Below are 25,323 nucleotides of genomic sequence, written 5' to 3'. Positions count from 1 at the left end.
TACAAGATTAACAATTGCAAGCCCTCACATGTTTGGTTGCTTTCAATAAAAGGTTTTGACGATAAATTTGATGCGGATCGTAGAAATGAGCACAACCGGCCCTGGTATTTGACCGGCAACACCGGTTTAATTTAAATTTGTAAATTGGCAGCAGTATGCAAGAGCAAAGCACCAAAGAACATTACAATAGCCTTGTACGGCACATTGAACGCCGGATCTCTCTTGACAGCCAGGAGAAGGATTATATTTGCTCGTTCTTTAAGCTGCGAAAGTTACTGCCTAAACAATATCTGCTTGCACAAGGAGAGCTATGCCATTATGAAAGCTATGTTTGTGAAGGCTTTCTCCGGTCTTTTTATGTGGATGGCAGGGGCGATGAGCATACCTTGCATTTTGCCATGGAAGACTGGTGGATATCGGATTTAAACAGCTTTTTAAAGCAACAGCCGGCAAGTCGAAATATCATTACCCTTGAGGGGTCTGTGTTGCTGCAGATAGACCTGGAGAGCCGGGAGAAATTGATGGAGAACATGCCGAAAATGGAACGCTTCTGGCGGATATTAAATGAAAGTTCCAGCATGGCACAGGACCAGCGTTTGCTGAATGCCATCAGCATGTCGGGCAAAGAACGATATCTCGCGCTGTTGGACCTTTATCCTCATATCGAACAACGGCTGGCTCAAAAGCATATCGCTTCATTTCTGGGTATAACGCCTGTTTTTCTAAGCCAGATACGTAAAGAGATCGCTAAAAAATAAAAGGAACGGAGACAGCGTCTCCGTTCACTTACCTGCTTATTTCCATACCGCGGCATTATCGGCAACGGCGATAGCTTCTATTTCAATAAGGGCGTCTTTGGAAAACAGAGAAGAGACTTCCATAATTGTATCTGCGGGGTATGGTTCACAGAAGTATTTGCCACGGAGCGCTACTATCTTTCCGAAATTGGCCATGTCACGCAGCAGTATGGTTACCTTGACGACGTTCTTAAGGCTTGAGCCGCCGGCCACCAGTACCTTTTCAAGGTTTTCAAAGGTTTTCTGTGCCTGCGCATCAAAGTCGTCCAGACCGATCAGCTTGCCCCCATCATCAATAGCGGTCTGGCCCGAAATAAATAGTAAGTCTCCCACACGATGTCCCTGAGCCAAACGGAAAGGAGCATAGGTGTCAGGCGTAATTTTAATTTGTGAAATTTCCATTTGCTTCTGTTTTGTTAGTTATCATTCTATTCTTTTAGTTATCCATAAAGATCGTTTTGCTGAAACTGTCCCCCGTTAAACTATTTTAATAAATGGCATTAAACTATTTTAATACACCGGCAGGCATCCCTTTGTCCGGTCGGCTTGTTTGAAAGTCCATATCTGCGGAACAAGTTTCATGGCCTGTCGGGTGGTTTTTTGGGCAGAAAACCTGCAAAAAATGATTTTGGGTAATAAAATGCAGCATCACTTATTATTGGTGCAGCCGGGTTGATAAAAATACCATTAACTTTCTTTGGAAGAAGGTGTGATAAGCTTAACTTTATTGAACAGACCTTCAGATACAGCACGCTGAAGGGATTCTGCAGGTTTCAATAAACATGACACGACAAAAAAACAGACTGATTTTTTTTCTTCCGGCTTTGATTTTTATACTGAATGAATTGATCCGGACCTTTCTAAGGCCTATATATGGACGAAGAAAATATGGATTGCTTAGTGAAACATTAGGATGGCTGCCCAATTTTCTCGCACCGATAGGTTTTATGTCAATGGCAATAGTAATCGTTATTCTTGTGGAAGGCTCATCTGATAAACCCGTTTCAAAGAAATCCAAGGTATTATTGTTATCCGCATTTGCCATCACCGGTTTAACAGGATTTCTTGTACACGAAATGACACAAAAGGGAACCGGCCTTACATTCGACGTTTATGATATTTACGCAACGGTAGCAGGAATATTTTTGGGATCCTATTTGTGCTATCTTGTTCTTTTAAAAAAGGGACGTAAACCCGCTCCGCGATTACAATAGCCGTTCAGGCTTATACACTCAATCCCCCGTCCATGGCAATTTCCTGGCTGGTGATACAGGTCGGAGGATTAAAAATACGTAAAGCGATCAAAAAAAAACATTTGATAAATTTGCGTAAAATTGTACTGTTTATGAATAGCAATTCTAAATCGACTGTAAACAATGACAACTGAGTGGGATAAATTCTACCATCTTTTTCAGCAGCGTAAAGTTCCTGCCAAAACAACTCTTTTACAGGAGGGACAAATTTCAAGAACGATGTTCTTTATTGATAAAGGCTGTTTGAGGACCTGGGTTAATAGTGATGGTAAAGAAATTACTACGCAATTTTTCTTTGAAGGTGACAAGGTTGCCTCTATTGAAAGTTTTAGAACCAACCAGCCGAGTTTATACAGCATTGAAAGTCTAGAACCCTGTATTTTACAGACGATTTCACAACCAGATTTTCTAAATGCTGTGGAAAATTCGCCTGAAATAAAAAAAGATCTGGAAGCGCATTTATTCAGACGGCTTTTAAACTCTCAAAAGCTTTTCTATTCCTATCTTAAAAATACCCCTCAACAGCGCTATCAGGAGCTTATTGAAGAACATCCCCATATTGTTCAGCGCATTCCACAACATTATATCGCATCCTATTTAGGTATTACCGCTGTCTCATTAAGCAGAATACGAAACAGGAGATAAAGTTTGCCCACAGAATTTTTGATTACTTTTGTGTTCCTGAATCGCATTCGGATTTCTTAACAATTGTTATCGTTCACACACTTGCTACTTCTCAACTTTGCAATATAAAATCAGGCAAAATAAAAAATGAGAGTAGTAATCGTATTTAATCATCCTTACCAGACAAGTTATAACAATGCCATATTAAGTGCCGTAACAAAAGGGCTTAAAAATGCAAATCATGAAGTTGACCCTATGCACCTGGACAATGACGGCTTTAATCCTGTAATGTCAGAGGCAGACTTAAAAGCCTTTGTTGAGCACAAATCCGTTGACCCCCAAGTAATAGATTATAATAAACGTTTGGAAAAAGCCGACCACTTGATTTTTATCTTCCCGATCTGGTGGGATTTAATGCCTGCAATGACCAAAGGATTTATTGACCGGGTGCTATGTCCCGGAATTGTATATGACCATCATCCAAGAGGTTTCGGATTAGTTCCGCTATTAAAAAACCTAAAAGGTATAACAATCATCACCACGATGAATAAACCCAGGATAATGTATGCTTTACTCATTGGCAATTTAATCCGTAAAGCAATGTTAAGAAGTGTTTTTAAAACTATGGGTTACAAAAATCTTAATTGGATAAGTTTTACTTCGGTGAAATCTGTAAGTCAGCAAAAAAGAGAAAATTGGTTAATCAATCTTGAAAACAGATTTTCAAAATTAACTAAATAGCCTCTGGTATTATGAAACTCAAAAGAAATTATATTACCCCTTTTATTTCCTTGGTTTTTCTTGTGGTGGGGCTTTCAGGCCTACTGATGTATTTCCATTTGTTTGACGGCTATACGGAAGTCCTGCACGAATGTTTAGATATGTTTTTCATTATATGTGCCATTTTTCATATCATTATCAATTGGAAAGCCTTAAGAATTCATTTCAAAAACGGCGTTTTTATTCCTGCGCTACTGGGTGCGTTTACGCTATCGGTAACACTCATTATTTCAGAAAAATTGTACCCGCCGGTGGACACAATCATGATAGGTAAAATAGTGAAAGCACCCATTATAGATGCTTTCAAAGCATTGGACATCAATTATGTTAAGGCCTCTGAAAAACTAAAAGAGAACGGAATATTAATTGAGAAAGCAAGAACTATAGAAGACATCTGTATTAACAACGGCGCTGACCCTGAAAAAGTGATTGATTTGATTACCGAATAATTGCCTACCGATCACTGCTTTGGTTTTAAGCAATCCCAGAGAAACATTCGCGGATTTCACTATTGTCATTTTTTTGGGATGATATTGCTTATATGTTAGTTTTTAACGATTGGGTAAAAGGCCGTTTTTTAGGCCATGGGGTGGTTGTCTGTTTGCCTTCTCCAAGTTTTTAGAACCTTATTGCGCGTTATCAGCAGCAACTATTGCTTCATCAATTCCCTTTAAAAAATTTTTTACTGAGTAACTAACGGGGATGTCTGGCATCAAAGGCCCGTCATGTCCTTTCCAGGTTTCCCAGTACCGGGTCGAATAGCCGATGACAATCTTGGTATGCGGCAGCTTGAATCCTCTTACTTCCCCGTAATGGTTCACACTGCCGCTGGTTGCTTCTCCTAACAATGTCGCATAGGTCTGCTGCTTTAGGGTGACCGCATTCATCAACGCCGATGAGAAGGTTCGCTTGCCAATGAGTACAAACAACTTTCCTTTGCTGTTCAAATGGCTTTGCCGGATCAGGGGGATAAATGGCATTAAAATACCGGAGTTGCCTCCGCTGTTGTCACGCAGATCAATAACCAGGCGCTGGGGCTTGTTTTTGGCAATAGCGCTAAACAGCTCATCATTAAATGCGGAAAACGGATACGAATTCTGTTCCTGACACTTGTTGTAATTAAAATAAAGAGTGCCGGTTTTCGCGTTGTACTCATACCAGTAGTTCTCCTTTCTTTTTTGGGAGAGCAGCTTGTTCTTCACCTGTACTAAGGGTAGATTATCGGCGTGTTCACCGGCTACAGATCTGATGAGGCGTTTAATTATTCTGCCATTAGGGGCAGTTAATTCAAATGTAGTCTCATCGGTGCTGCCTGTGATCCCCAGGCCTTTCAAAATGACCGGATTATTAATAAAACGAAGAAATCCCACCTCAAAATAGGATGGGTTCGTGCTTTGAATGACCTCTTTGAAACGACAGGCCACTTCATTGATTGCATGTCCGTTTACAGCGGTTAGCTGATAGAGCATAATGTCGGCATTTGCGGTATCGGTTGCCGTGACATATATTCCCTCGGCGAACTTATTAAATCTGATGGGTACTATTTTGCTGAAATCTCGTTCCACGCGGGTGTGCTCGTCGCCAATGGCCACAGTAAGTTTAAAAAGCTCCGTAGTAAAGGTCTCATCATCCGGGGCAGTCAGTCGTGATGCAATTGTAGCTATACTTTTATCAAAATCCGCTCTGCTGATCTTCGCAAACAGATTGATGTGTCTTTTTGGTAGCGTATCTTTTAGATATTGCAGATCTTCCAGGTAATCGGTTTTAGATAAGTGCTGACTAAAACCTAAATAACTGTGAAGCAAAATAGCGCCCAGAATAATTGTTCTTATCATAATTGTTCTCTGTTAATCCTTTATAAGACATCGCAGATTGCAAAATGTTGCATAGCTTACGTGGAAAAAAAGAGGTTCATGACCACCTGCTTTCACCGAATGTGCTTCCTCCAGAGTTTGGCGGTCAGGCCGGTTTTCCCTCTCCCTGGAAATACGTTTATTCGCCGGAAAGGTGAGCTGGCCAAATTGACTTTATTGCCATGGGAATGTGACGCAGCGGTTTCAAAAAAAGCATTTCAACCTCTATTCTGGTTCTACCTTATGGTCGGAGATCTCTCATGCTCGAAAAGCAGTGTAAAACTGAAAAAGGTATAACTTTTGTTTCAACAGGAATAACTTCTTTATCAATGATAAATTACCGGCATGCCATAAAAAGCTAAATATTTTAGTGATTTCTTGTTTTTAATGTAAAGTTGTTAGTGATTTTGAACTGAGATTTTAACCAAAAACGGGAAAACTATGGCAACAACAAACATCTATCTGAACTTCAATGAAAATTGCGAGTCAGCATTTAACTTTTACAAATCTGTATTCGGCGGAGAATTTACCTACATCGGACGCTTTGGCGAAATGCCCGAAACCGCAGAATACAAAGTACCTGAAGCCGATAAAGGCAAAGTCATGCATGTATCCTTACCTATAGGTGCCTCTATCCTGATGGGCAGTGATTGCGCAGAGGAGTGGGCACCGGCATTTGTGCAGGGGAACAACTTTTCTGTTTCTGTATCTGCAGATAGCAAAGAAGAAGCCGATCAAATTTTCAATGCTTTGGCCGCAAATGGAAAAATAACCATGTCACTGGCAAATACGTTTTGGGGAGACTATTTCGGGATGCTGACCGATCAGTTCGGGATAAACTGGATGATGAGTTATAACGAGGAAAGCAAGAAATAACAAGATAAGGAAATCACCATCTCTATAATTTAGGGCCAATGTAAAGCGCATTGGCTTTTTTTGTGCACTGTTTTCTAAGACGACTATTTGTTCTAACCCCTCAAATGGAACATTATTTTGCAATCCAATCATCAGTTATCCAAGATGTGGTTGGTTTAAGTTTGGCAAAATAGGGTAGTTCGGTATTACTTTATTGATGCACAGGCCGCAAGATTTTTAAAGGCATAATTATTCCCGGAATTTCCGCTGAGGCAGTGCTTTCGGAGCAGTGTATTATTTACACTTATTTAAGTCAATTTATGGCAGATTTTTATTCTCATAGATATTTCTTTTTTTTCCTAAAAGCTCGCGCAGGTGTTGCAATGGACTTCCTGTTGCACCAATCATGAAATCAGGCTATCTCCTTATTCTCACCGGTAATTCATTGCAGGTGAAAACATGCTTAATTTTTATTTAACTTAATGAGCAGCGCTCTGATATAAATCCCGGCCGGGGTAAGCATTTCCCGGGGCCATCCTCCGGATACCGAAGCAGAGGGTAAAAGCAACGCAGTGGTTTCTTTTTTATCAGTCAAGTTCCAGTTGGCAGAACTTAGTTTATGCCGCTCCATCCAGTTTACCCATTTATCACATTTTTGCCTGTCAAACACCCCATTCCCATTGGCCTCTCCAACGCCCCATTCGGTCACCATAACAGGTAGTCCAAGACTAAGGGCAGCATCTGCTTTGTTCATCAGTTTCTCCTGGTGATCAGGGTCAGAGGCATAGAAATGAAAGGAGTAAGCAATATTTTTGAATCCCTCAATAGGGTCTTTTGCAGCGACATCAATATCCTGATCCCAGGCTGGACTTCCAACAACAATGATGTTTTCCTTATCATTTTTACGTATTTCGGCGATAACTTCCAATGCATATTCCTTCACCACTTTCCATTCAACACGCTCAGGCTCATTCCATATTTCGTAAATAATGTTAGGAACACCTGAATATTTTGCCGACATTTTTTTAAAAAAGGTTTTTGCTTCCTTTATGTTCACATTGGCATGATGATCGTGCCAGTCTATTAAAACATATATACCTTCTTTTAATGCCGCCTCAATAACTGCTGTAATGAGCTTTTCCTGGCCAATTGGATCTTTCAAATAACCGCTATCAGGCTCAACAGCCATAGAGACCCGCAATAGATTAACCTTGAAATCTGCCTTTAGCCAGCTTACTGTCTCCGGATTATAGTATTTTCTGCCTCCCCATACACTCCACGACAAACTTATCCCTCTCAACTGGGGCGGCTTATTGTGGCTATCCAAAATTTTGCCGTCCTGAACTTTTAAAGCACCATGTGAACCCACTGCACTAAACCGCTGTGCTTTGCAAAATGTTACTGACCAGATTAAGAGTACAATTACTCCTGAAATTTTGATAATGCAATGTTTATTACCTTCCATATAAATTTCTAATGAAACAGCAAGTTAGCCATTTATCGAGATTCTTTTGATAAAAAACAGGCGCTGGAATGTTAACAGCAATAAACTATTTGGTAGAGTTATTGCACTGCATAATTAAATCTAAATTTTCATTATGCTATTATCCATAGATTGGTCCGGATTCCTAATTGGCAAAGAGAACTGGGAATTCATGATTGAGATATCCATCCGAACACTTGTGATGTATTTTATCATCCTTTTCGGATTGAGATTATTGGGAAAACGTGGTGTACGACAGCTTTCGGTTTTTGAACTGGTGGTAATAATAAGTTTGGGCTCTGCTGCCGGTGATCCGATGTTTTACAAGGAGATTGGCTTATTAGTACCGGTAATCGTTTTTGCTGTAATTGTTGGAGCCTACAGACTGACCACCTATTTAATGGCGAAAAGTAAAAAACTCGATGACCTGATAGAAGGAAAATGTGTTCACTTAATTAAGAATGGTGAATTCTCAATTGAAGAATTCGGTAGGGAAGGGCTTGCTTACGACGAGTTTTTTTCAGAATTAAGGCAGCAAAGCATTTCTCATTTGGGACAAGTTGAAACAGCTATATTAGAAACCTCAGGCAATATTAGCATCTATTATTATCCGGACGAAGAGGTAAAATACGGACTACCAATACTGCCCGTGTTATTTGAACAAAATACCGTTAAAATACAAAAGGCCGGAAAATATGCCTGTTCATACTGCGGTAACGTGGAACAACTTCCCGTGACTTCAATACATCAATGTAAAAAATGCCAACGCAAAAAATGGGTGAAAGCCATTAACAGTCGAAGGATAAAATAAGGAGATATGACACTAAAAGATAAAAAAGACTGGCGTTTCAGCCTCCATGAGATTATTTACGAATCTAATACGCCAGCCGGTAAGGCCTTTGATATCGGATTGTTAATCGCCATTTTTACGAGTATAATGGTGGTTATGCTCGATAGTGTAGCACATATCCACAAACAGTACGGAACGCTATTTAATCGCATAGAATGGGTATTTTGCGTGCTGTTTACCATTGAGTACATTTTGCGTCTGATCAGTATAAGGCAGCCCATAAAATACGTATTCAGCCTTCTGGGTATCATAGATTTGATAGCGCTATTACCCTCTTATTTAAGTATTTTCTTTGTCGGCGCCCAGTCTTTACTAGTGTTCAGGGCGTTACGGCTCCTTAGGGTATTCAGGATATTTAAGCTCGGCCATTTCTTAACAGAGATCAATTTTCTTACTCAGGCACTTAAGGATAGTATCCGAAAAATCAGCATCTTTTTACTAACTGTACTTACGCTTTCCATAATTCTGGGCTCCATCATGTATCTAGTCGAAAAACGTGAAAACGGATTTTCGAATATCCCTGAAAGTATTTATTGGGCTATAGTAACGATAACAACAGTAGGCTATGGGGATATTTCCCCGGTAACGCCAATGGGGAAATTCGTTGCTTCCATAGTAATGCTTACCGGTTACGCTATAATTGCAGTGCCCACAGGTATAATTACCCATGACCTGGCGCTGGCAGCAAGAAAGAAAAAGCATAAATATGAATCCTGTCCCAACTGCAGTAAAGAGGGACATGATAGTGACGCTCTATTCTGTAAATACTGTGGCTCCTCTTTATATAAATAGCTTTGCTTATACCTGTGAATATGATGTAGGTACCAAAAAGGTATTGCTGATCTTGGAAATGGTATCTGCATACTGGGGATCCGACACTAATTTTTTCCATTCCGGATCAGCTACAAAAGCAGCCCATCCTTTGTCGCGTTGTTCCATGCTGTTGCATGTGATCATGTAAGTGAGGCGAGGTAGCTTATCACCGGCAATCACTTCCCCACAGAATACTGGATTCAATTCTGCCCTGTTAAAAATAGGGAACTCTCCCTCATTGAACATTTTAATTTTTCTTTTGACCGCATCTTCACTATAGCCTTCATAAGTTCTCAATTCAAATATCCGGGATGTAGCCGCTGGGATAACCATTGCAGGAAAACCGTCAAAAGCAAGCATCAAAGAAGAGGTGAAACGGCTATATAAGGCTTTACTTGCCGGTATGCTGTTATATACTGTACTATTTTTAATGTAATCTGCATCCGCTTTTACTTTTGCATCTACAGATACGTAGTTCTCAACAGAAGAATAAGGTGTCAGTAGATAAAATTTAGCAGGTTCTGATTTAGTCCATTCCTTAAACACGCCAACTGTTTTTACGCCATATTTATTCAATGCGGGAATAAGAGCTGCCTTAAAATAGTTTTCCAGTTGCAACTGATCCGCGCCGAAACACATTTCATATTCGCGCCATTGGTATACTTCCTTTTGTGTTGAATATTGATCAGCCGCTATTGCAGACGTGGTGCTTACCGCCAGGCCTGCAGCAACTGTGAGTGATGACTGGAGAAATTTCCTGCGTTGCATATGATTATGGTTTTAGGTTAAACTAGTTTCAAGCCTAAAGATAACGCCACATCGCTGATAATCAAATAGCAGTTTTCTGGTATTTTGATATAATTTCAATCTATTCCAATCGCTGCAGCCCCCCCAGAATAAACCTTTATAACTATATTAGGGCAAGACAGTTTACAAATTTTCATTTCATAAATCACTTCCAACCTATGCGTCTTGCGATTTTTTCTTCAATAGTTTGTTTGGCATTGTTACTGAGTTTGCTATCGGGATGCCAATTATCCAACAAAAACATTTCAGGAAAGCATTTTACGCTCCTTTTTGATGGCAAAACTTTTAATGGCTGGGAAGGCGACACCCTTAAAACCTGGCAGATCAAGGATGGTGCAATAACTGGCGGGTCGTTATCACAGGAGGTCCCTGAAAACGATTTCCTGGTAACTTCAGACAGTTATAGCGATTTTAAATTACGTCTGAAATTTAAGTTAACAGGTAACCAGGGATTTGTGAATGCAGGAGTGCAATTCAGAAGTCAAAGATTAACTAATCCGCCTAATGAAATGAAAGGTTACCAGGGTGATATCGGTCCGGGTTATTGGGCCAGCCTATATGATGAATCCCGTAGGAATATAACCTTAGCTATGCCTGATTCGGCACTGATAGCAAAAGCCCTTAAGCCAGATGACTGGAATGATTTTGAGATTCTTGCCGAAGGTAACCGGATCCGTATTTTTTTGAATGGACATCTGACGATAGATTATAAAGAGACAGACCCTAATATTCCCCAATCCGGTTTTATAGGGCTTCAAATACATGGAGGCGGTAAAGCGATTGTGTCTTATAAAGACGTCCTGATTGAAAAGTTACGCCGAAAGTAGTCTTGATGTCTTGCAAGGAAGGGCTTTATGTGTATCTTAAAGTATGAAAAATCCGGACAGGAGCAAGGAACGTATGTTTAATTTAACCATTTACATAAAAGAGAGTCTATGAGTTATGAAATATTATTTATTCAGGGGGCAGGCAATGTATCAACAGGACAGGAGCAAGTAATCATAGATGCGCTGAGGAATAATCTTGGCGATAAGTTTACAATTACATATCCATCCATGCCGGATACTGATCATCCTGCCTTCCTGGATTGGGAAGCCATTTTAGCAACTAATCTCAATAGTCTATCGGGTAAGGTTATTCTCCTCGGTCATTCCTTAGGAGCCTCCATTATATTGAAATATTTTACCAGGCAGCCTGTCCCCGACAAAGTAATAGGAATGATCCTATTTGGCGTTCCCTATTGGAAAGATCAGAATTGGGATGTTTCTGAATATGCAATAGAAGATGATCTATTGGGTAAGCTCAGTACGCTGGATAATATTTATTTTTATCACTCAGTGGACGATGAAGTGATCCCTAATCACCAATTTAAGTCCTACCGAAAGTTAATTCCCAAGGGACATTGGAGAGTTTTGTCAGGTGTGGATCATTCCTATCATGGTGCAATCCCAGATATGATTAACGATATACAGGATTTGACTGACGATGCCCAAGGGGAATAATTAGGAGGGATTTTATGTGTATCGGCCGCTCAGCCACTAACTTCAATATGTAAAAAAAGCCTGCACAAATGAATGTGCAGGCAGATTACTAGTGTAAGAACAATTACTTAATAACCTAGGTATACCCCAGGATCTTAAGTACCTGCTTACTATTCTGCTCTTCTCCGAATACTTCAAAGTTGAATGTTTCATCTCTATTTCTGCGAATAATAACATGCTTGGGACTAGGCAATAGACAGTGGTGAATACCACCGTAACCACTTAACACTTCCTGATACGCTCCGGTATTAAAGAAACCCAGGTACTGTACTTTACGTGTTTTAGGCATAAACACACTATTCATGTGCGCTTCCTGATTGTAATAATCTTGTCCGTCGCAGGTAATGCCACCTAAATTTACCCTTTCATATTCTGCGTCCCAATTGTTCACCGGAAGTAAAATATATTTCTGGTTCAATGCCCAGACATCAGGAAGATTGGTAATGAACGATCCATCAAGCATCAACCACTTTTCCCTATCATTTTGTTGTTTACGACCTAATACCTTGTACAAAATACCTGAAGCCTCTGCAACAGTGTACTTTCCAAATTCAGTAATAATATCTGGTTCAACAACATCATGCTCAGCACAAATCTCTTTAATCCTTTTTACAATCTCATTTACCATGTATTCGTAATCGAAATCGAATACCAATGAATCTTTAAATGGCATACCACCACCAATATCTAATGTATCCAGTTCCGGATTAATTTTTTTGAACTTACAGTAAAGGGTAACGTATTTTTCTAATTCATTCCAGTAATAAGGAGAATCGGTAATACCTGAATTGATAAAGAAGTGTAACAGTTTTACTCTGAAATTTGGATTAGCGGAGATTTTGTTGTTGTAAAACTCGATTACATCTTCTAGACGAACACCTAATCTTGAAGTATAAAATTGCGAATCCGGTTGTTCCTCAGCCGCAATCCGGATACCAAGGTTACATGGCGTATCTAATTCAACCTCATCATCAAAAAGATTAAATTCTTCTTTATTATCTAAAACGGGGATGATGTTTTTATATCCATCATGCAACATATCGATAATATACTGCTTGTATTGATACGTTTTAAAACCGTTACATATTACGGTTATGTCTTTTGTTAAAGCGCCTTTTTTCTCCAATGCCTCAATCATTGGCATATCAAAAGCAGATGAAGTTTCTAAGTGAATGCCATTTTTAAGTGCTTCTTCTACAATGTGACGGAAGTGAGAACTTTTGGTGCAATAACAATACTTATAATCTCCGCGATAGTTGTTCTTGATGATAGCCGTTTGGAACAACAACTTGGCTTGCTGGATCTTTTTACTAATCAAAGGGAGGTAAGTAAAACGCAATGGCGTACCATAGGTTTCAATCATTTCCATTAGATTTAGATCTTGAAAATATAATTCGTCGTCTATAACGCTGAAACCTTCCTGAGGAAAACCAACACTTAGATCAAGAAATTCGGAGTAACTCTGCATTTTTTATATTTTTGAACTATTATTTATAGGGTTTGGCAAATTAAAATGAGTTAATTTTGTTGCCAAAGATAAACACTTTATAAAATACACCCGTATTTTTTTTATGACTAAGACTTTAAAAATTATTGAAGTAAAATCAGAGATTGGCGCCGGTACGCGGGGAGCGAGTTTGGGAGTGGATGCAATCAAGATTGCAGCGCTGGACTTTGGCAGTCGTTTCTTTAAAAAACATAAAACTGTAGAGGTTCCAAATGAGAACCATTTACTGCTTGAAACTACAGGTAGCCCATTTGCGAAACGGATCTCTGGTATTTTGACCATGGTAGAGCGGGTAAGCGATGAGGTAAATGCTACACTAAATAAAAACGAGTTCCCGATAGTACTTGCGGGTGATCATAGTACAGCTGCAGGCACAATTTCGGGTATAAAAGCTGCTTTTCCAAAGTCTAAACTAGGGGTAATTTGGATTGATGCGCATGCTGATATTCATTCACCTTACACTACGCCATCTGGAAACATGCATGGAATGCCGCTTGCCATGGCACTTGATGAAGACAATACGGAGTCGAAAGTTAACACGCTTGATCAGGAAACTATTAATTATTGGTATCAGCTTAAGAATGTGGGTAATATTGCTCCGAAAATTAATTACCGCGATTTGGTATTGATTTCTGCAAGGGATATGGAGAAACCTGAGGAATATCTGCTAAAAAAAAATAAAGTCAAAATATTTACTACAGCCGAGTTAAGAAAAAGAGGAGTAGAGCGGATTGTTATTGAAACACTTAAGTATCTGGATCATTGCGATATGATCTACGTTTCCTTTGATGTGGATTCACTTGATCCTACTGCATCCAGGGGAACAGGAACTCCCGTTGCACAGGGATTAACAGAGCGGGAAGCAGGTAATTTAATGTCCAGGCTGATTACTAACCAAAAGGTTTGCTGCTTCGAGATTGTAGAGGTAAATCCAACATTAGATAAGGAAAATCAAATGGCTGAACATGCTTTTGAGATTTTGATTAAAGCTACTAACGCCTTTAGAAACGAATAAAAACGCTCCGAAATAAGATAAGAACATGAATATTGAACAACATATAGTAACTGTAACTATTGCAGCAGTAAAGCAATTATACGATCAGGACATCCCTGAAAATCAGATCAATCTGCAAGACACAAGAAGTGAGTTTGAAGGACAAATAACAATAGTGGTGTTTCCTGTGGTTAGGCTTTCTAAAAAATCGCCAGAGGTGACAGCGAATGAGCTGGGTGAATATTTAGTAGCAAATGTACAAGACGTTACTGCATTTAATGTAATTAAAGGTTTCTTGAATCTAACCATTACTGATTCATATTGGCTAAGCATATTCAACAAGGAACTGCTAAGCCCTAAGTTCGGATCTATAAAACCTAATGGTCAGAAGGTGATGGTAGAATATTCTTCACCAAACACAAATAAACCATTACACTTAGGTCACGTAAGAAACAACCTGTTAGGTTACTCTGTAGCTGAGCTACTTAAAGCCGATGGTTATGAGGTAATTAAAGTAAACCTGGTAAACGATAGAGGTATCCATATCTGCAAGTCGATGCTGGCATGGCAAAGATGGGGGAACGGCGAAACTCCTGAAAGTTCTTTCCTAAAAGGAGATCATCTTGTGGGTAAATATTATGTGATTTTTGACAAGGAATACAAGAAAGAAATAGAGACATTAAAAGCTACCGGACAAACTGAAGAAGAAGCTAAAAAGAATGCTCCATTAATTGTAGCAGCTCAAAAAATGCTTCAGGATTGGGAAGCTGGTGATGCGGAAGTTATTGGTCTTTGGAAAAAGATGAATGGTTGGGTTTACGAAGGCTTTGATGTAACCTACAAGAATCTGGGTGTTGATTTTGATAAATATTATTACGAAAGTAATACTTATTTATTGGGTAAAGATACTGTTGATGAAGGGCTTGAGAAAGGTGTTTTCTTTAAAAAACCTGATGGTTCTGTATGGATTGATCTAACTGCTGATGGTTTAGATCAGAAGTTGGTTTTACGTGCAGATGGAACTTCCGTTTACATTACCCAGGATCTGGGCACAGCGCAGATGAAATACGATGATTTCAAAATGGATCAGTCCATCTACGTAGTGGGTAACGAGCAGGATTATCATTTCAAAGTGTTGTTTTTAATACTTGAAAAATTAGGAAAGTCATGGGCTAAAGGCTTACACCACTTATCGTATGGGATGGTTGATTTACCCAGCGGTAAGATGAAATCGAGAGAAGGAACTGTGGTCGACGCTGATGACCTGATTGCCGAAATGGTGGCTACAGCCAAACAAAAGACTGAAGTATTGGGTAAGGTGAACAATTTTTCTGAGGAAGAAAAAGAAGCTTTATATAACCAAATAGGGTTAGGCGCATTAAAGTATTTTCTTTTAAAAGTGGAGCCCAAAAAACGCTTGTTGTTTGATCCATCTGAATCTATTGATTTTCAAGGGAACACTGGTCCATTTATTCAATACACTCACGCACGCATAAAATCCTTGCTAAGCAAGGGGGCTTATTCTACAGAAGTTATTGCTCCAGAGGTTGAAATAACTGCTACAGAATTGGAGATGATTATGTTATTATCTAAATACCCATCTGAAATCTCGGCTGCTGCTAAGGCTTATAGTCCGGCTACTTTAGCGAACTATCTTTATGAGGTTGCAAAGATGTTCAATAAATTCTATCATGAAGTTCCACCAATTGTAAAAGAGGAAGATAGCGCAATTAAGCAACATCGCCTGAATTTAAGTTCTGTTACTGCCAGCATTCTTAAGGCAGGAATGAATATACTGGGCATTACTGTACCCGAAAGAATGTAAAAATTAATATGTGGCTGTACCAAATAGAAATGAAGTCAAAGCTGCTTCAGATTTGATGGTAAGTTAAGTGCGGCGGATCTTTGCTAGGGCCTTGCTGGGGCATTCGAAGGGCAATTAGCCCTCCCAAAACCCCAGTAGGGCCCTGGCGCCAAAACAATGGGAACAGTTTTATTTTTCTGTTCCTGTTTTAACCGTTATCGGTTTCTTTTTCCTGAAGCTCGCAAAACTCATCGGACTCTTAGCCGGACGTTCATCTCCCAATAGTACGCCCCATTGTTTAAACATCACAGTCCGGTCGAAAATGACCTTCAATACTGCAATGACCGGAAGGGAGAGGAACATGCCCGATACACCGGCAATACTTCCCCCAATGATCACCCCTAAGATGGCAAACAAGGCGTTTATCTTCACTTTTGAGCCCACAATTCTAGGCATCAGTATATTGTTGTCCAAAAACTGAACTACCGCAATCACAATCAGTACAGTAAGCACCGGCCAAAGTTCGGTAGAAGATGTAAGAGTTAACAAAACCCCGATAATATTACCTACCAACGCACCTACATAAGGGATCAAATTCAGGATGGCAAAGATCACCCCGATCAGCAGAGCATGCTTAATTCCTACAAAAAACAGAATACCACCTAATAATATGGTCATATAGCTGACCTGGATCAACAAGCCCACCAGGTAACTTTTGATAATGACCTCTGTCTCAAAAATGGCTTCTTTGACCTTTGGATGGTGTTCCGGTTTAAACCACATAAATATAAAGCGCAGCAAAATATCTTTGTAGAACAGCATCAGGTAAATATAAATAGGCAGCAGACCGACAAAAACGAATACCGAACTTAAGGTAACTGCAGCCCCGCTTGCAGCCTTACCTGCCATTCCCAAAAGATCGTCACTTTTTTCGGTAATGAATTTAAGTTGCTCTGTTGTGGAGATGTGACTGATGTTACTTACCCAATTACTTAAAGACTTCAGATGAATGTTTACATTGTTCTTGATCTGCGGAAAATCATCTACGAGAATGCCTATCTGGGAAGAGAAAAACCACACGATCAGACCGATCAGGATCACCAGTAATAAAATAGGGAGGATAATAGCCACCGCCTCAGGAAGTTTTCTTCTGATCAGAAAACGATAGATTGGCAGCACGACAATGCTGATAAAAAAGGCCATAATAACTGGCATGATAATGTTGTTGCCGACTACTAAGATCGCTACTAATAAAACCAGACCCAATAATTCGATTGATCGTTTTACGGTAAGAGGCATGTCTGTCATAGGTAAAGTATTTAGATTTTTCAATGAGTAACACTGAAAGGTATGAAATGTTTGGCTAGTTTTGCAACAAAGTACCCTTTAATAAAACCAATACACATACAGAACAAATGATCACAAACGAAACCATAATTGCTTTATCTACACCGCCAGGAGTGGGCGCAATAGGTGTTATACGTCTTTCAGGAAAAGATGCAATAGCTATTACCAACTCGGTTTTCAGTGGTAAAGATTTGCTGGCTCAGGAATCTCACACTATACACTTTGGTTTAATTAAAGATGGGAATGTTGTTATAGATGAGGTTCTTGTGAGTTTATTTGTCGCTCCAAAATCATATACAAAGGAAAACGTTGTCGAAATATCTTGCCATGGTTCTAATTATATCATTCAGCAGATTATTACGCTTTTGATAAAGAGAGGTGCCAGTGCGGCAAAACCAGGTGAATTTACTTTAAGGGCATTTTTAAATGGGGGATTAGATTTATCTCAGGCAGAGGCTGTTGCTGATTTGATTTCTTCAGATTCAGCTGCTGCTCATCAGGTAGCTATGAATCAACTAAGAGGTGGTTTTAGTACTGAACTTAATGTATTGCGTGAGCAATTGATTCACTTTGCTTCAATGATTGAACTTGAGCTTGACTTTGCTGAGGAAGACGTTGAGTTTGCTAATAGAGATCAATTGCAGGAGCTGATTGCCAAAATCACTGTTGTATTAAATAAACTCATCCGTTCCTTTGAACTGGGTAATGTGATTAAACAGGGAATTAATACGGTAATTGCAGGCAGGCCAAATGCGGGTAAATCTACTTTGTTAAATGCGCTCTTAAATGAAGACCGCGCGATTGTCAGCGAGATTGCCGGGACAACACGTGACACGATTGAAGAACTGCTGAATATAAATGGCATCAATTTCAGGTTAATTGATACCGCAGGTATTCGCGAAGCCACTGACACGATCGAAGCCATTGGGGTTGAAAAAACCATGCAAAAGATTCGTCAGTCGGCGTTATTAGTGTATTTGTTTGATGTGGTTAATACATCGGTCACCGAAATTCATGACGATATTGCCCGTTTACATAAGCCAGGTATACCTTTTCTGGCTGTTGCTAATAAAATGGATCTTTCTTACAGCGACCGTTTAAAGGAGCTTAAGCTTCCTTCAGATATAGAATTTATTGCAATTTCTGCTAAAGAAAATCAGTATATTGAGCAATTGAAACAATTGCTTTATGATACTGCAGTAGGTGATAAGCTATCGGACAGTCATACCATGGTAACCAATATCAGACATGTGGAGGCCCTACAAAAAACTCAGGCGGCTTTAAATAGCGTGGCCAATGGTTTGGATAATCCGGTTACTTCCGACTTTTTAGCAATGGATATTAAACAAGCATTACATTATTTAGGAGAGATAACCGGTCAGGTTACTACCGATGATCTCCTTGAGAATATATTTAGTAAGTTTTGTATCGGAAAATAATCCATGATAATTACTGCATAATTACGACGAGTAGCAACATTGAAGTGGTCAGAATTACGCGGAACTGCTGGGGAATATGAACTTCAGTTCTCAATTATATAACAAAAAGTATATAATTAGATAGAATAGATGTTTACTTCTATAAATATAAAAAATAGAATTCTGGCGCTATATTAAAGCTTAAAAGGTGGTATGCACAATTTGGTTGAACAGATTACCTTCACCCACAGACAAGCTATATTAGGATTAGACAGCGGCCGTAATTCCTGCCGTTTGTTGCCTGTCAGATCCTTCAGTTCCCAGTGGCCAATTAACTGGTCGACCTGGATTTTCTGAGCTTTTAACCCAAACCAATCTGGATTTTGATAAGCTATGAGGGATGACTAAGAGTGATTTGAGAAGTTAAAAACGGATTAAATGTTAACTTTATAATCCAAAATCAATTCATCTGCACTTTTACCGCGAATGCCCCAGTTGGACATTGGTGTTTCAAAAATAGTTATTTCTACATCTATCGGCGAAATCTCCAGTTCCCTTTCAAATCGCTCAAAGATAAGTTGCAATAGTCTTTTTTTGGCCTCTAGAGTTCGCCCTTCGAAAATGCTGACCTCGATAATAATATAATTTTCCGTCCTGCCCTGGGGATAAAAAAAGCTGTCCCTTTCTAAATAAATAAACCTATGTATTTTTTTATCTGCAGGGTATTTAAACGCGTCCACTATGCAGCTGTGTAACACTTCTGAAATCCTTATCCTTCGGGGATGCATTATTTCTCTGATTCCATACAATTTAATTTGCGCCATATTTAAAATGAATAGATTATAACTTAAATCAACTATACCTTTACCCTGAAAACCTGTTGCGCCGGGGTATATGATTGAAACAATCATTGCAACCATATCTTCGGGTTGTACGGTACAACCGATAACTAAATCTGTAAATTATTATTTGCTATTCCAAACCGTCTGGTTTTGAGGATCTGTTCCTCCAGCCGGTCAGGATAAAAGAAATCGCAAAAAACAGGTGTATAATCACAAACACTTTGGTTGCGGGCCTGGCCTGATGAAAAAGTCCCCAGAGATCCAGTGCTGCGATCACCCCAAATCCAACAATATTGCCAAGAACAATCGCATTTCTTGCCCTGGATGGATGTTCATTTCTCACCATCCAGTCCAAAACAGCGATTCCCAGCAAGGGGCTTCCGAAAACCCTCAGATAGGCAATCAGGGCAGCAGAAGCGTCCCGGGGAACGGCTCCTCTGCCGAATACATTTGGTGCCAGAATAAAACCAAGGCCAGAAAATGCCAGATATACGGCGGCCATAATAAACAATGTCTTGAGATTCATAACACTAAATTTTATTGTGATCAACTTGTGTTCTTTTTGGGTGGCTCATGGGTTTCCGATAAAATGATATCCATCCATTCGTGCCATTTTTGGCGAGCATCTGAATATTGATGTAATGCTGATGTGGCTCTTTCCTTTTAAACACAACCTTGCTGTCAGTAGCATCAACTTTTCGAGTAATGTTTCCTTTTTCGTCACAGACGCTTCCCCGGGTGTGCCACTTGTTTACAAAAACACTAAGTTTTTTGTTTTCTTTTTGTTGCTTATGTATTAAATCTTTCACAGCTGCCTTTGATTTACTTAAAGCTAAGAAATTTTGAATTGATGTGTTCCGCTTCCAGATCCATTAACAGTTCACCGTATTTGCTCAGCGCCTCAATGACATCGAGTGCCGCTACGGCCCGCTGTGTCAGGGTATATTCTACCCGCGGGGGCTTCTCTCGGAAAGCATTCCGCAGGAGCATTTGCTTATTTTCCAATGTCCTGAGCTGCGTATGGAGCATTTTATCTGTGATGTACGGAATGCCCGCTTTTAACTCCCGGTATCGGAGCGGACCATCTTTCAGGTGCAGCAGAATCGGAATGTTCCAGGTGCCGCCCAGATGGGAAAGGGCAAATTCAATCGGGCTGTAATAAAGTTTTTTATCGTGAATGAATTCCTGCATAAAACAAATTTATTTATTTATTTCAGTTTTCTGCGGCGCCTTCCCGTTTACTGTGAAAAAAGTATATAAAGGAATAAAGCCATCCCCAAGCGGTACCTTTGGGCTTTATCCATGTAAAAATTATGAAAAACAGAGAATGGCTGACCATACCTGTACTGAAATACCTTGCTGCGGAGCCGACGCTCACTTTTTGGGAAACACTGGGCTTTACAGTTACTTATCGGCAAGATCACCCGTATAAATACGCGGTTGTTGAAAGAGCTGGTCACCAGCTACATTTTGCACATACCAGGGGCATGGATGTTTCACAGGTTTATTATGGCTGCCTGGTGGTGGTATCAGATGTTCAAAATGTTTATCAGGAGTTTTCCCATTCCCTTAGGGCTAAGTTTGGAAAGGTTTCTGCTGCCGGTCTGCCAAGGATTTCGAGAATGAAACCCACGCAGACACGCTTTACCATTACCGATCCTTCAGGCAATTCGGTAGTTGTGCTGCAGGATGGGGGCCGCGACGAGGCCGGCTATCAAGCTGAAAACAGCCTGAAGCTAACTCAACTGAATAAGTCAGTTGCTCTGGCTGTCAGGTTAAGGGATTTCAAAGAAGACTATCCCGCGGCCGCAAAAACGCTTGATCAGGCCCTGAAAAAGTACCTGACAGGGGCCAGAAAGGCCGAACTGGCAGAGGCTTTGATCATGAGAATTGAACTGGCCAGAGTACTGGCTGATGAAGCTAAGTGGAAGGAATGCACTGAATTGCTGGCAGGTCTTAAAATCCCCGGGGAGAAATTACTGGAATTGGAGCTAAAACACCACTGGAAAAGCTGACAAGTCGGGGCAGTGCTTAAATCTTAAACATCTGCAACTAATTCGCTTTATCCTTTTGGTTGGCCGGGTGAAATCAGCCAATGATGTTAGGATAAGCAACCATCAGGGCTTTCAGTTGTTGTTTAGGTTATTTTTCATAAAACCAGCCCAACTTTTCAGATCGCTGACAACAAGCAAATGAGTTTACTTTTTCACCAAAATGGGCTTTCCTTTTTCAACAATATATGTGGCCAGCTCTGTTGCCTTTGTTTTTCCTATATTTTTTGCCGAATGAGCCACACCGGCAGGAATAAAGAGTGTATCACCTGCTTTAAGTATTACCTGTCCTTTTCCGGCAACCTGATAAATAAATGTCCCTTTGAGTACATAGATTACTTCTTCCCCTGGATGCGTATGCATACCAAAAGCTGTTCCTTTATCAAAATCTATTCTGGCCTGTAGGGTCTCCCAACCGGGGGTGCTGATATCATGTCGCTGTAATTCTGTGCGCGTAACGCCTTGTTGCTGGGCAAAGGCAGGGTCTGGTGTAAGAAATGCAGACAGACTCAATATAAGGGCTGTTACGGGTAATCTGAAAATCGTTTTCATCTTGTTTATTTATCTTAATTAAAAAATCATTTAATTGATCTGTTGTATTTTTTTTGTACAGCAAAGGTATTGCACTCATCCGCCCGGAACGATGACAGAGTGGTTGAACAGGACAAAGCAGGGGGCGGGTTAGACAGATCCGATTATGATATGGTCTGGCTGGCCGGCAGCTCATCAGACAGGACGCCCCGGGGATCAGGATTGCTTACTTATCCGGCCCTTATTTCTTTGAAGCCAATCGGTTACCTCACAGTCAGGTGTACAAAATACTGCGCTGATAATGCATTTGAGCAATTTACTGGTGATTCGTCATAATCAGCGGGAAACAAGCGGGTTTTAGGGTAGCACAGGATGAGCAGATCGGCAGTTTTCAGCGGGATCTGAGCGCGCTGGTGAAGTCTTGGTCAGCGCAATAAGTATACGCGCCCTGGCGGTCTGATATGGCTGGTTGGGCAGGCAGATCGTCCGCTTTGCTCATTTAGAGATCGCCCAGCCCATCAGCCGGAAATACCTTTGAGTTAATAAATAAAAAATTTAAACGACAAAATAATGAAAACGAAACTGACCACCCTTACGGGTAAAACATTTATTGCTGCGCTGCTGCTATCATCTGCGCCTGTTTTTGCCCAGACCACCACAGGCGATGAGGCATCCTCTTTGATACGTTCATACCATGTCAATGTTCCTGAAAAGACAGTAGCTGATCTCCGTCAGCGTGTGCTAAATACCAGGTGGGCGGAAAAAGAGACGGTTACTGACCGTTCACAAGGTGCCCAGCTGGCAAAAATCCAGGACCTGGTTCAATATTGGGGTGCTGGCTACAACTGGAGAAAGGCAGAAGCCAAGCTAAATGCTTTCCCCCAATTTATCACCAATATCGACGGGATAGACATTCATTTCATCCACGTACGTTCTAAAAACCCGAAAGCACTGCCAATGGTAATCACCCACGGCTGGCCGGGTTCGGTATTTGAACTGACCAAGATCATTGGCCCGCTGACCGACCCGCAAGCCTATGGGGGCAAAGCAGAAGATGCTTTTGATGTGGTGATTCCTTCGATGCCCGGATATGGATTTTCCGGCAAACCCACAGGTACCGGATGGGGCGCCGACCGCATTGGCCGGGCCTGGGATGTTTTGATGAAACGTCTGGGCTATAAAACTTATGTATCCAGTGGCGGAGACTGGGGATCTGTAGTGGCCAACCGGATGGCAGCACAAAAACCCGAAGGTTTGTTAGGTATTCACGTAAATATGCCAGCAACCGTTCCTGCCGATATAGCAAAGTTACTAGCCAGCGGCAGCCCTGCTCCACAGGGCCTTTCCGGGAAAGAAAAAGCCGCATATAATTCCTTAAATCATCTGTATACCAAAGGAGCTGGTTATGCCGGTATCATGGTGACCCGTCCGCAAACTATTGGTTACAGCTTATCTGATTCACCGGTAGGGCTGGCTGCCTTCTTCTATGATAAATTTGCAGACTGGACCTTTAGCGGTGGTGACCCTGAGAAATCGCTCACTAAAGAGGAAATGCTGGATGACATATCCTTATACTGGCTGACCAATACGGCAACATCGGCAGCACAGCTTTACTGGGAGAACAATGCCAACAATTTCAACGCAGTAGACATCTGGATCCCTGCGGCCATCAGCGTCTTTCCCGGTGAGATCTATCAGGCACCAAAAAGCTGGGCGGAAAAGAGCTATCACAAGCTGATTTATTTTAATGAGGTCAGTAAAGGCGGTCACTTTGCTCAATGGGAAGAGCCGCAGTTATTTGCCCGGGAACTGCGTGCTGCATTCAAAACGTTGAGAAAATAGAACACAGTAAAAGAAAGAATGGATGAGGTTCATTTTCCGCATCCCAAAACATGTTAAAACACATTTTATCAAATCCTGTCGATAAAATAAACAGTCTATGATCTGGGATAAAGGGACCTGCTTTTTCAGGTCCTTTTTTGTTTAACTGCCCGCAGAGTTAAATTCATCAGGCGCTAACCGGTTAATGAGCAGGGTATACTGCTCATGAGGGTAAAACAGGTCTGTTAAAGTTTCAGGTACACGGTCTTGCTACGCAGGTAAACTAAAAACAGCATAAACAACCGCGCCGGGTAAAATAGCAATGAGTTTCTTTACAACATAAGGCAGCAGTAGGGTATGGCACTTTGCAATACCCCGCTATTCCGAGTCATTATTTACCTGCAACAGCCACCAGATCAGCCACAATAGCAGTCCGGGGTTTCATTTTTATAAAAACCAACTGGAAAGATCAGTCCAGCAGGCAATCAAAAACTGTTTTCCTTCGTTCATAAATGTTTCCGGAATAAATAATAAAGTGCACAATAAAACCACAATTCTTACGCTATAATGGCATTATGAATCTACAAATGCGCATCACTTTTGATGAAAAAGACTATACCTACGTAGTTTTAACCAAAGGAATAACAAGACAAACCACTACAATCCGGATTAACTTTAATGATATGGAATACCAGCTTTCCTGCAATTCAAAGGGGGACTGGGATGCTGTGGATGCGACAGTAAATGATCATCCTGGACTGCTTAAAGCTATAGGAAGAAATATCAAACTTCGGTACAGGCTATAACAAAATGCGGCAGACTGCGGGCAACGAGCCTGTCTGCCCGGCAGGGTATAGAATCGATATTGAACTGGTTTAATTCAATGATCTTCAGCTGTACAGGCTTCGGATTTCCTGGATCTGTCTTTTCGTAATAATCCTTTATATTCCTCGAGTAACTCAATATACTTACCCATCCAGTAAAAGGTCAAATCCTGAGGCATCTGATGGGTGGGAGGGGTGGGAATACTCTGGGTATGCTCATGATCAAAGCCAAAGAAGCCATTTTCGAAGTCGGGATAAAAATCATAGTTTATGATCCTGCCGATTTGTAAGATCAAATCCGGGTGAAGGTCTTTCCTGGTAAACCAGTTATATAGGGTGCGCCTGTTCACGCGTAAATGTCTGGATAGCTCAGTGATGCTAAACTCTTGTCGCCGAATTGCCAGTTCAACGATCTCTCCGGTATTGTATTCCATGTTTTTCGTTAATTTTAATAGATAATTAAGGCTTAAACGGTCAAAGAATCCCAAAAAAAACCACATATATCGGAGAAAACAACTGTCAGAGCTC

General features: G+C 40.6%; 29 protein-coding genes. 17 read left to right on the top strand and 12 right to left on the bottom strand.

Annotation, left to right across the window (positions count from 1 at the left end; all coding sequences use genetic code 11):
- The first annotated feature begins 155 nt into the window (after positions 1-155).
- Positions 156-758: a Crp/Fnr family transcriptional regulator gene (locus AC6CH7_RS11245; RefSeq protein ID WP_498262792.1), complete on the top strand. Its 603-nt coding sequence runs from the start codon at positions 156-158 to the stop codon at positions 756-758.
- Positions 759-794: 36 nt separating this feature from the next.
- Here AC6CH7_RS11245 and AC6CH7_RS11240 read toward each other — a convergent pair whose 3' ends face one another.
- Entirely contained in the window at positions 795-1,199 is a 405-nt protein-coding gene (locus tag AC6CH7_RS11240; RefSeq protein WP_498262791.1) for a RidA family protein, read from the bottom strand.
- 380 nt (positions 1,200-1,579) lie between these two features.
- On the opposite strand from AC6CH7_RS11240, the gene AC6CH7_RS11235 reads away from it, so the two are divergent.
- From AC6CH7_RS11235 to AC6CH7_RS11220, 4 genes are all read left to right on the top strand, one after another.
- Positions 1,580-2,011: a hypothetical protein gene (locus AC6CH7_RS11235; protein WP_498262790.1), complete on the top strand. Its 432-nt coding sequence runs from the start codon at positions 1,580-1,582 to the stop codon at positions 2,009-2,011.
- Between the two features lie 162 nt (positions 2,012-2,173).
- Positions 2,174-2,695 (top strand): Crp/Fnr family transcriptional regulator, encoded by a 522-nt coding sequence (locus AC6CH7_RS11230; protein WP_498262789.1) that lies wholly within the window; start codon positions 2,174-2,176, stop codon positions 2,693-2,695.
- Between the two features lie 126 nt (positions 2,696-2,821).
- Entirely contained in the window at positions 2,822-3,415 is a 594-nt protein-coding gene (locus AC6CH7_RS11225; protein ID WP_498262788.1) for an NAD(P)H-dependent oxidoreductase, read from the top strand.
- An 11-nt stretch (positions 3,416-3,426) separates the two neighbouring features.
- Positions 3,427-3,903, top strand: coding sequence for a DUF4405 domain-containing protein (locus AC6CH7_RS11220; RefSeq protein WP_498262787.1), 477 nt, complete (start codon positions 3,427-3,429; stop codon positions 3,901-3,903).
- A gap of 177 nt (positions 3,904-4,080) precedes the next feature.
- Here AC6CH7_RS11220 and AC6CH7_RS11215 read toward each other — a convergent pair whose 3' ends face one another.
- A complete protein-coding gene (locus AC6CH7_RS11215; protein ID WP_498262786.1) occupies positions 4,081-5,289 on the bottom strand; it encodes a S41 family peptidase in 1,209 nt (402 codons plus the stop codon).
- A 459-nt stretch (positions 5,290-5,748) separates the two neighbouring features.
- Between AC6CH7_RS11215 and AC6CH7_RS11210 the strand changes: the two genes are divergently transcribed.
- Positions 5,749-6,183, top strand: coding sequence for a VOC family protein (locus AC6CH7_RS11210; protein ID WP_498262785.1), 435 nt, complete (start codon positions 5,749-5,751; stop codon positions 6,181-6,183).
- A gap of 442 nt (positions 6,184-6,625) precedes the next feature.
- Here the strand turns inward: AC6CH7_RS11210 and AC6CH7_RS11205 are convergent, their stop codons facing one another.
- Complete coding sequence (locus AC6CH7_RS11205) at positions 6,626-7,627, bottom strand: glycoside hydrolase family 5 protein (RefSeq protein ID WP_498262784.1); 1,002 nt, start codon at positions 7,625-7,627, stop codon at positions 6,626-6,628.
- A 133-nt stretch (positions 7,628-7,760) separates the two neighbouring features.
- On the opposite strand from AC6CH7_RS11205, the gene AC6CH7_RS11200 reads away from it, so the two are divergent.
- Positions 7,761-8,456: a DUF421 domain-containing protein gene (locus tag AC6CH7_RS11200; RefSeq protein WP_498262783.1), complete on the top strand. Its 696-nt coding sequence runs from the start codon at positions 7,761-7,763 to the stop codon at positions 8,454-8,456.
- 6 nt (positions 8,457-8,462) lie between these two features.
- Positions 8,463-9,287 carry an ion transporter gene (locus tag AC6CH7_RS11195; RefSeq protein ID WP_498262782.1) on the top strand — a complete coding sequence of 275 codons (825 nt, stop codon included), beginning with the start codon at positions 8,463-8,465 and terminating at the stop codon, positions 9,285-9,287.
- A gap of 6 nt (positions 9,288-9,293) precedes the next feature.
- Here the strand turns inward: AC6CH7_RS11195 and AC6CH7_RS11190 are convergent, their stop codons facing one another.
- Complete coding sequence (locus AC6CH7_RS11190; RefSeq protein WP_498262781.1) at positions 9,294-10,076, bottom strand: NIPSNAP family protein; 783 nt, start codon at positions 10,074-10,076, stop codon at positions 9,294-9,296.
- 197 nt (positions 10,077-10,273) lie between these two features.
- Here AC6CH7_RS11190 and AC6CH7_RS11185 point away from each other — a divergent pair, with 197 nt between their 5' ends.
- On the top strand, positions 10,274-10,942 hold the full coding sequence (locus AC6CH7_RS11185) for a 3-keto-disaccharide hydrolase (RefSeq protein ID WP_498262780.1): 669 nt from the start codon (positions 10,274-10,276) through the stop codon (positions 10,940-10,942).
- Positions 10,943-11,050: 108 nt separating this feature from the next.
- Positions 11,051-11,617 carry an alpha/beta fold hydrolase gene (locus tag AC6CH7_RS11180; RefSeq protein ID WP_498262779.1) on the top strand — a complete coding sequence of 189 codons (567 nt, stop codon included), beginning with the start codon at positions 11,051-11,053 and terminating at the stop codon, positions 11,615-11,617.
- A gap of 115 nt (positions 11,618-11,732) precedes the next feature.
- Here AC6CH7_RS11180 and AC6CH7_RS11175 read toward each other — a convergent pair whose 3' ends face one another.
- The gene (locus AC6CH7_RS11175) at positions 11,733-13,124 is read right to left on the bottom strand and encodes an arginine decarboxylase (RefSeq protein WP_048905642.1); all 1,392 of its coding nucleotides are present in this window, start codon (positions 13,122-13,124) and stop codon (positions 11,733-11,735) included.
- Positions 13,125-13,227: 103 nt separating this feature from the next.
- Between AC6CH7_RS11175 and rocF the strand changes: the two genes are divergently transcribed.
- Together rocF and argS are read left to right on the top strand one after the other, a co-directional pair.
- Complete coding sequence (gene rocF, locus AC6CH7_RS11170) at positions 13,228-14,178, top strand: arginase (protein ID WP_498262778.1); 951 nt, start codon at positions 13,228-13,230, stop codon at positions 14,176-14,178.
- A gap of 25 nt (positions 14,179-14,203) precedes the next feature.
- Positions 14,204-15,982 (top strand): arginine--tRNA ligase, encoded by a 1,779-nt coding sequence (gene argS / locus AC6CH7_RS11165; protein WP_498262777.1) that lies wholly within the window; start codon positions 14,204-14,206, stop codon positions 15,980-15,982.
- A 168-nt stretch (positions 15,983-16,150) separates the two neighbouring features.
- On the opposite strand, the gene AC6CH7_RS11160 is transcribed toward argS, so the two are convergent.
- Positions 16,151-17,269, bottom strand: coding sequence for an AI-2E family transporter (locus AC6CH7_RS11160; RefSeq protein ID WP_498262776.1), 1,119 nt, complete (start codon positions 17,267-17,269; stop codon positions 16,151-16,153).
- Between the two features lie 107 nt (positions 17,270-17,376).
- Between AC6CH7_RS11160 and mnmE the strand changes: the two genes are divergently transcribed.
- Positions 17,377-18,747 carry a tRNA uridine-5-carboxymethylaminomethyl(34) synthesis GTPase MnmE gene (gene mnmE / locus AC6CH7_RS11155; RefSeq protein WP_498262775.1) on the top strand — a complete coding sequence of 457 codons (1,371 nt, stop codon included), beginning with the start codon at positions 17,377-17,379 and terminating at the stop codon, positions 18,745-18,747.
- A 413-nt stretch (positions 18,748-19,160) separates the two neighbouring features.
- Here mnmE and AC6CH7_RS11150 read toward each other — a convergent pair whose 3' ends face one another.
- From AC6CH7_RS11150 to AC6CH7_RS11135, 4 genes are read right to left on the bottom strand one after another with little or no spacing between them, the layout of a single operon-like run.
- Positions 19,161-19,646: a tautomerase family protein gene (locus AC6CH7_RS11150; protein WP_498262774.1), complete on the bottom strand. Its 486-nt coding sequence runs from the start codon at positions 19,644-19,646 to the stop codon at positions 19,161-19,163.
- A gap of 52 nt (positions 19,647-19,698) precedes the next feature.
- Positions 19,699-20,094 carry a hypothetical protein gene (locus AC6CH7_RS11145; RefSeq protein WP_498262773.1) on the bottom strand — a complete coding sequence of 132 codons (396 nt, stop codon included), beginning with the start codon at positions 20,092-20,094 and terminating at the stop codon, positions 19,699-19,701.
- Positions 20,095-20,098: 4 nt separating this feature from the next.
- Positions 20,099-20,377, bottom strand: a complete 279-nt coding sequence (locus AC6CH7_RS11140) for a hypothetical protein (protein ID WP_498262772.1) — start codon at positions 20,375-20,377, stop codon at positions 20,099-20,101.
- Positions 20,378-20,390: 13 nt separating this feature from the next.
- Complete coding sequence (locus tag AC6CH7_RS11135; RefSeq protein WP_498262771.1) at positions 20,391-20,759, bottom strand: winged helix-turn-helix transcriptional regulator; 369 nt, start codon at positions 20,757-20,759, stop codon at positions 20,391-20,393.
- 122 nt (positions 20,760-20,881) lie between these two features.
- Here AC6CH7_RS11135 and AC6CH7_RS11130 point away from each other — a divergent pair, with 122 nt between their 5' ends.
- Positions 20,882-21,583 carry a DUF8817 family protein gene (locus tag AC6CH7_RS11130; RefSeq protein ID WP_498262770.1) on the top strand — a complete coding sequence of 234 codons (702 nt, stop codon included), beginning with the start codon at positions 20,882-20,884 and terminating at the stop codon, positions 21,581-21,583.
- Positions 21,584-21,766: 183 nt separating this feature from the next.
- On the opposite strand, the gene AC6CH7_RS11125 is transcribed toward AC6CH7_RS11130, so the two are convergent.
- Positions 21,767-22,171: a cupin domain-containing protein gene (locus AC6CH7_RS11125; protein WP_498262769.1), complete on the bottom strand. Its 405-nt coding sequence runs from the start codon at positions 22,169-22,171 to the stop codon at positions 21,767-21,769.
- Between the two features lie 42 nt (positions 22,172-22,213).
- Here AC6CH7_RS11125 and AC6CH7_RS11120 point away from each other — a divergent pair, with 42 nt between their 5' ends.
- The 3 genes from AC6CH7_RS11120 to AC6CH7_RS11110 all read left to right on the top strand — a co-directional run bounded on the left by AC6CH7_RS11120 (position 22,214) and on the right by AC6CH7_RS11110 (position 24,777).
- On the top strand, positions 22,214-22,486 hold the full coding sequence (locus tag AC6CH7_RS11120; RefSeq protein ID WP_498262768.1) for a hypothetical protein: 273 nt from the start codon (positions 22,214-22,216) through the stop codon (positions 22,484-22,486).
- Positions 22,487-22,720: 234 nt separating this feature from the next.
- A complete protein-coding gene (locus tag AC6CH7_RS11115) occupies positions 22,721-23,992 on the top strand; it encodes an epoxide hydrolase family protein (protein WP_498262767.1) in 1,272 nt (423 codons plus the stop codon).
- A 554-nt stretch (positions 23,993-24,546) separates the two neighbouring features.
- Positions 24,547-24,777 (top strand): hypothetical protein, encoded by a 231-nt coding sequence (locus AC6CH7_RS11110; RefSeq protein ID WP_498262766.1) that lies wholly within the window; start codon positions 24,547-24,549, stop codon positions 24,775-24,777.
- A gap of 74 nt (positions 24,778-24,851) precedes the next feature.
- On the opposite strand, the gene AC6CH7_RS11105 is transcribed toward AC6CH7_RS11110, so the two are convergent.
- A complete protein-coding gene (locus tag AC6CH7_RS11105) occupies positions 24,852-25,229 on the bottom strand; it encodes a helix-turn-helix domain-containing protein (protein WP_498262765.1) in 378 nt (125 codons plus the stop codon).
- Positions 25,230-25,323 lie beyond the last annotated feature (94 nt).

It is taken from the genome of Pedobacter sp. GQ55 (assembly GCF_059758925.1).
The sequence above is the reverse complement of the archived record's forward strand: the minus strand, read 5'-3'. Positions and strand labels throughout refer to the sequence as shown.

Bases quoted from the DNA above. Each gene is read 5' to 3' on its own strand.
- AC6CH7_RS11245 (WP_498262792.1), top strand. From the start codon at position 156: ATGCAAGAGCAAAGCACCAAAGAACATTACAATAGCCTTGTACGGCAC.
- AC6CH7_RS11240 (WP_498262791.1), bottom strand. From the start codon at position 1,199: ATGGAAATTTCACAAATTAAAATTACGCCTGACACCTATGCTCCTTTC.
- AC6CH7_RS11235 (WP_498262790.1), top strand. From the start codon at position 1,580: ATGACACGACAAAAAAACAGACTGATTTTTTTTCTTCCGGCTTTGATT.
- AC6CH7_RS11230 (WP_498262789.1), top strand. From the start codon at position 2,174: ATGACAACTGAGTGGGATAAATTCTACCATCTTTTTCAGCAGCGTAAA.
- AC6CH7_RS11225 (WP_498262788.1), top strand. From the start codon at position 2,822: ATGAGAGTAGTAATCGTATTTAATCATCCTTACCAGACAAGTTATAAC.
- AC6CH7_RS11220 (WP_498262787.1), top strand. From the start codon at position 3,427: ATGAAACTCAAAAGAAATTATATTACCCCTTTTATTTCCTTGGTTTTT.
- AC6CH7_RS11215 (WP_498262786.1), bottom strand. From the start codon at position 5,289: ATGATAAGAACAATTATTCTGGGCGCTATTTTGCTTCACAGTTATTTA.
- AC6CH7_RS11210 (WP_498262785.1), top strand. From the start codon at position 5,749: ATGGCAACAACAAACATCTATCTGAACTTCAATGAAAATTGCGAGTCA.
- AC6CH7_RS11205 (WP_498262784.1), bottom strand. From the start codon at position 7,627: ATGGAAGGTAATAAACATTGCATTATCAAAATTTCAGGAGTAATTGTA.
- AC6CH7_RS11200 (WP_498262783.1), top strand. From the start codon at position 7,761: ATGCTATTATCCATAGATTGGTCCGGATTCCTAATTGGCAAAGAGAAC.
- AC6CH7_RS11195 (WP_498262782.1), top strand. From the start codon at position 8,463: ATGACACTAAAAGATAAAAAAGACTGGCGTTTCAGCCTCCATGAGATT.
- AC6CH7_RS11190 (WP_498262781.1), bottom strand. From the start codon at position 10,076: ATGCAACGCAGGAAATTTCTCCAGTCATCACTCACAGTTGCTGCAGGC.
- AC6CH7_RS11185 (WP_498262780.1), top strand. From the start codon at position 10,274: ATGCGTCTTGCGATTTTTTCTTCAATAGTTTGTTTGGCATTGTTACTG.
- AC6CH7_RS11180 (WP_498262779.1), top strand. From the start codon at position 11,051: ATGAGTTATGAAATATTATTTATTCAGGGGGCAGGCAATGTATCAACA.
- AC6CH7_RS11175 (WP_048905642.1), bottom strand. From the start codon at position 13,124: ATGCAGAGTTACTCCGAATTTCTTGATCTAAGTGTTGGTTTTCCTCAG.
- rocF (WP_498262778.1), top strand. From the start codon at position 13,228: ATGACTAAGACTTTAAAAATTATTGAAGTAAAATCAGAGATTGGCGCC.
- argS (WP_498262777.1), top strand. From the start codon at position 14,204: ATGAATATTGAACAACATATAGTAACTGTAACTATTGCAGCAGTAAAG.
- AC6CH7_RS11160 (WP_498262776.1), bottom strand. From the start codon at position 17,269: ATGACAGACATGCCTCTTACCGTAAAACGATCAATCGAATTATTGGGT.
- mnmE (WP_498262775.1), top strand. From the start codon at position 17,377: ATGATCACAAACGAAACCATAATTGCTTTATCTACACCGCCAGGAGTG.
- AC6CH7_RS11150 (WP_498262774.1), bottom strand. From the start codon at position 19,646: ATGGTTGCAATGATTGTTTCAATCATATACCCCGGCGCAACAGGTTTT.
- AC6CH7_RS11145 (WP_498262773.1), bottom strand. From the start codon at position 20,094: ATGAATCTCAAGACATTGTTTATTATGGCCGCCGTATATCTGGCATTT.
- AC6CH7_RS11135 (WP_498262771.1), bottom strand. From the start codon at position 20,759: ATGCAGGAATTCATTCACGATAAAAAACTTTATTACAGCCCGATTGAA.
- AC6CH7_RS11130 (WP_498262770.1), top strand. From the start codon at position 20,882: ATGAAAAACAGAGAATGGCTGACCATACCTGTACTGAAATACCTTGCT.
- AC6CH7_RS11125 (WP_498262769.1), bottom strand. From the start codon at position 22,171: ATGAAAACGATTTTCAGATTACCCGTAACAGCCCTTATATTGAGTCTG.
- AC6CH7_RS11115 (WP_498262767.1), top strand. From the start codon at position 22,721: ATGAAAACGAAACTGACCACCCTTACGGGTAAAACATTTATTGCTGCG.
- AC6CH7_RS11110 (WP_498262766.1), top strand. From the start codon at position 24,547: ATGAATCTACAAATGCGCATCACTTTTGATGAAAAAGACTATACCTAC.
- AC6CH7_RS11105 (WP_498262765.1), bottom strand. From the start codon at position 25,229: ATGGAATACAATACCGGAGAGATCGTTGAACTGGCAATTCGGCGACAA.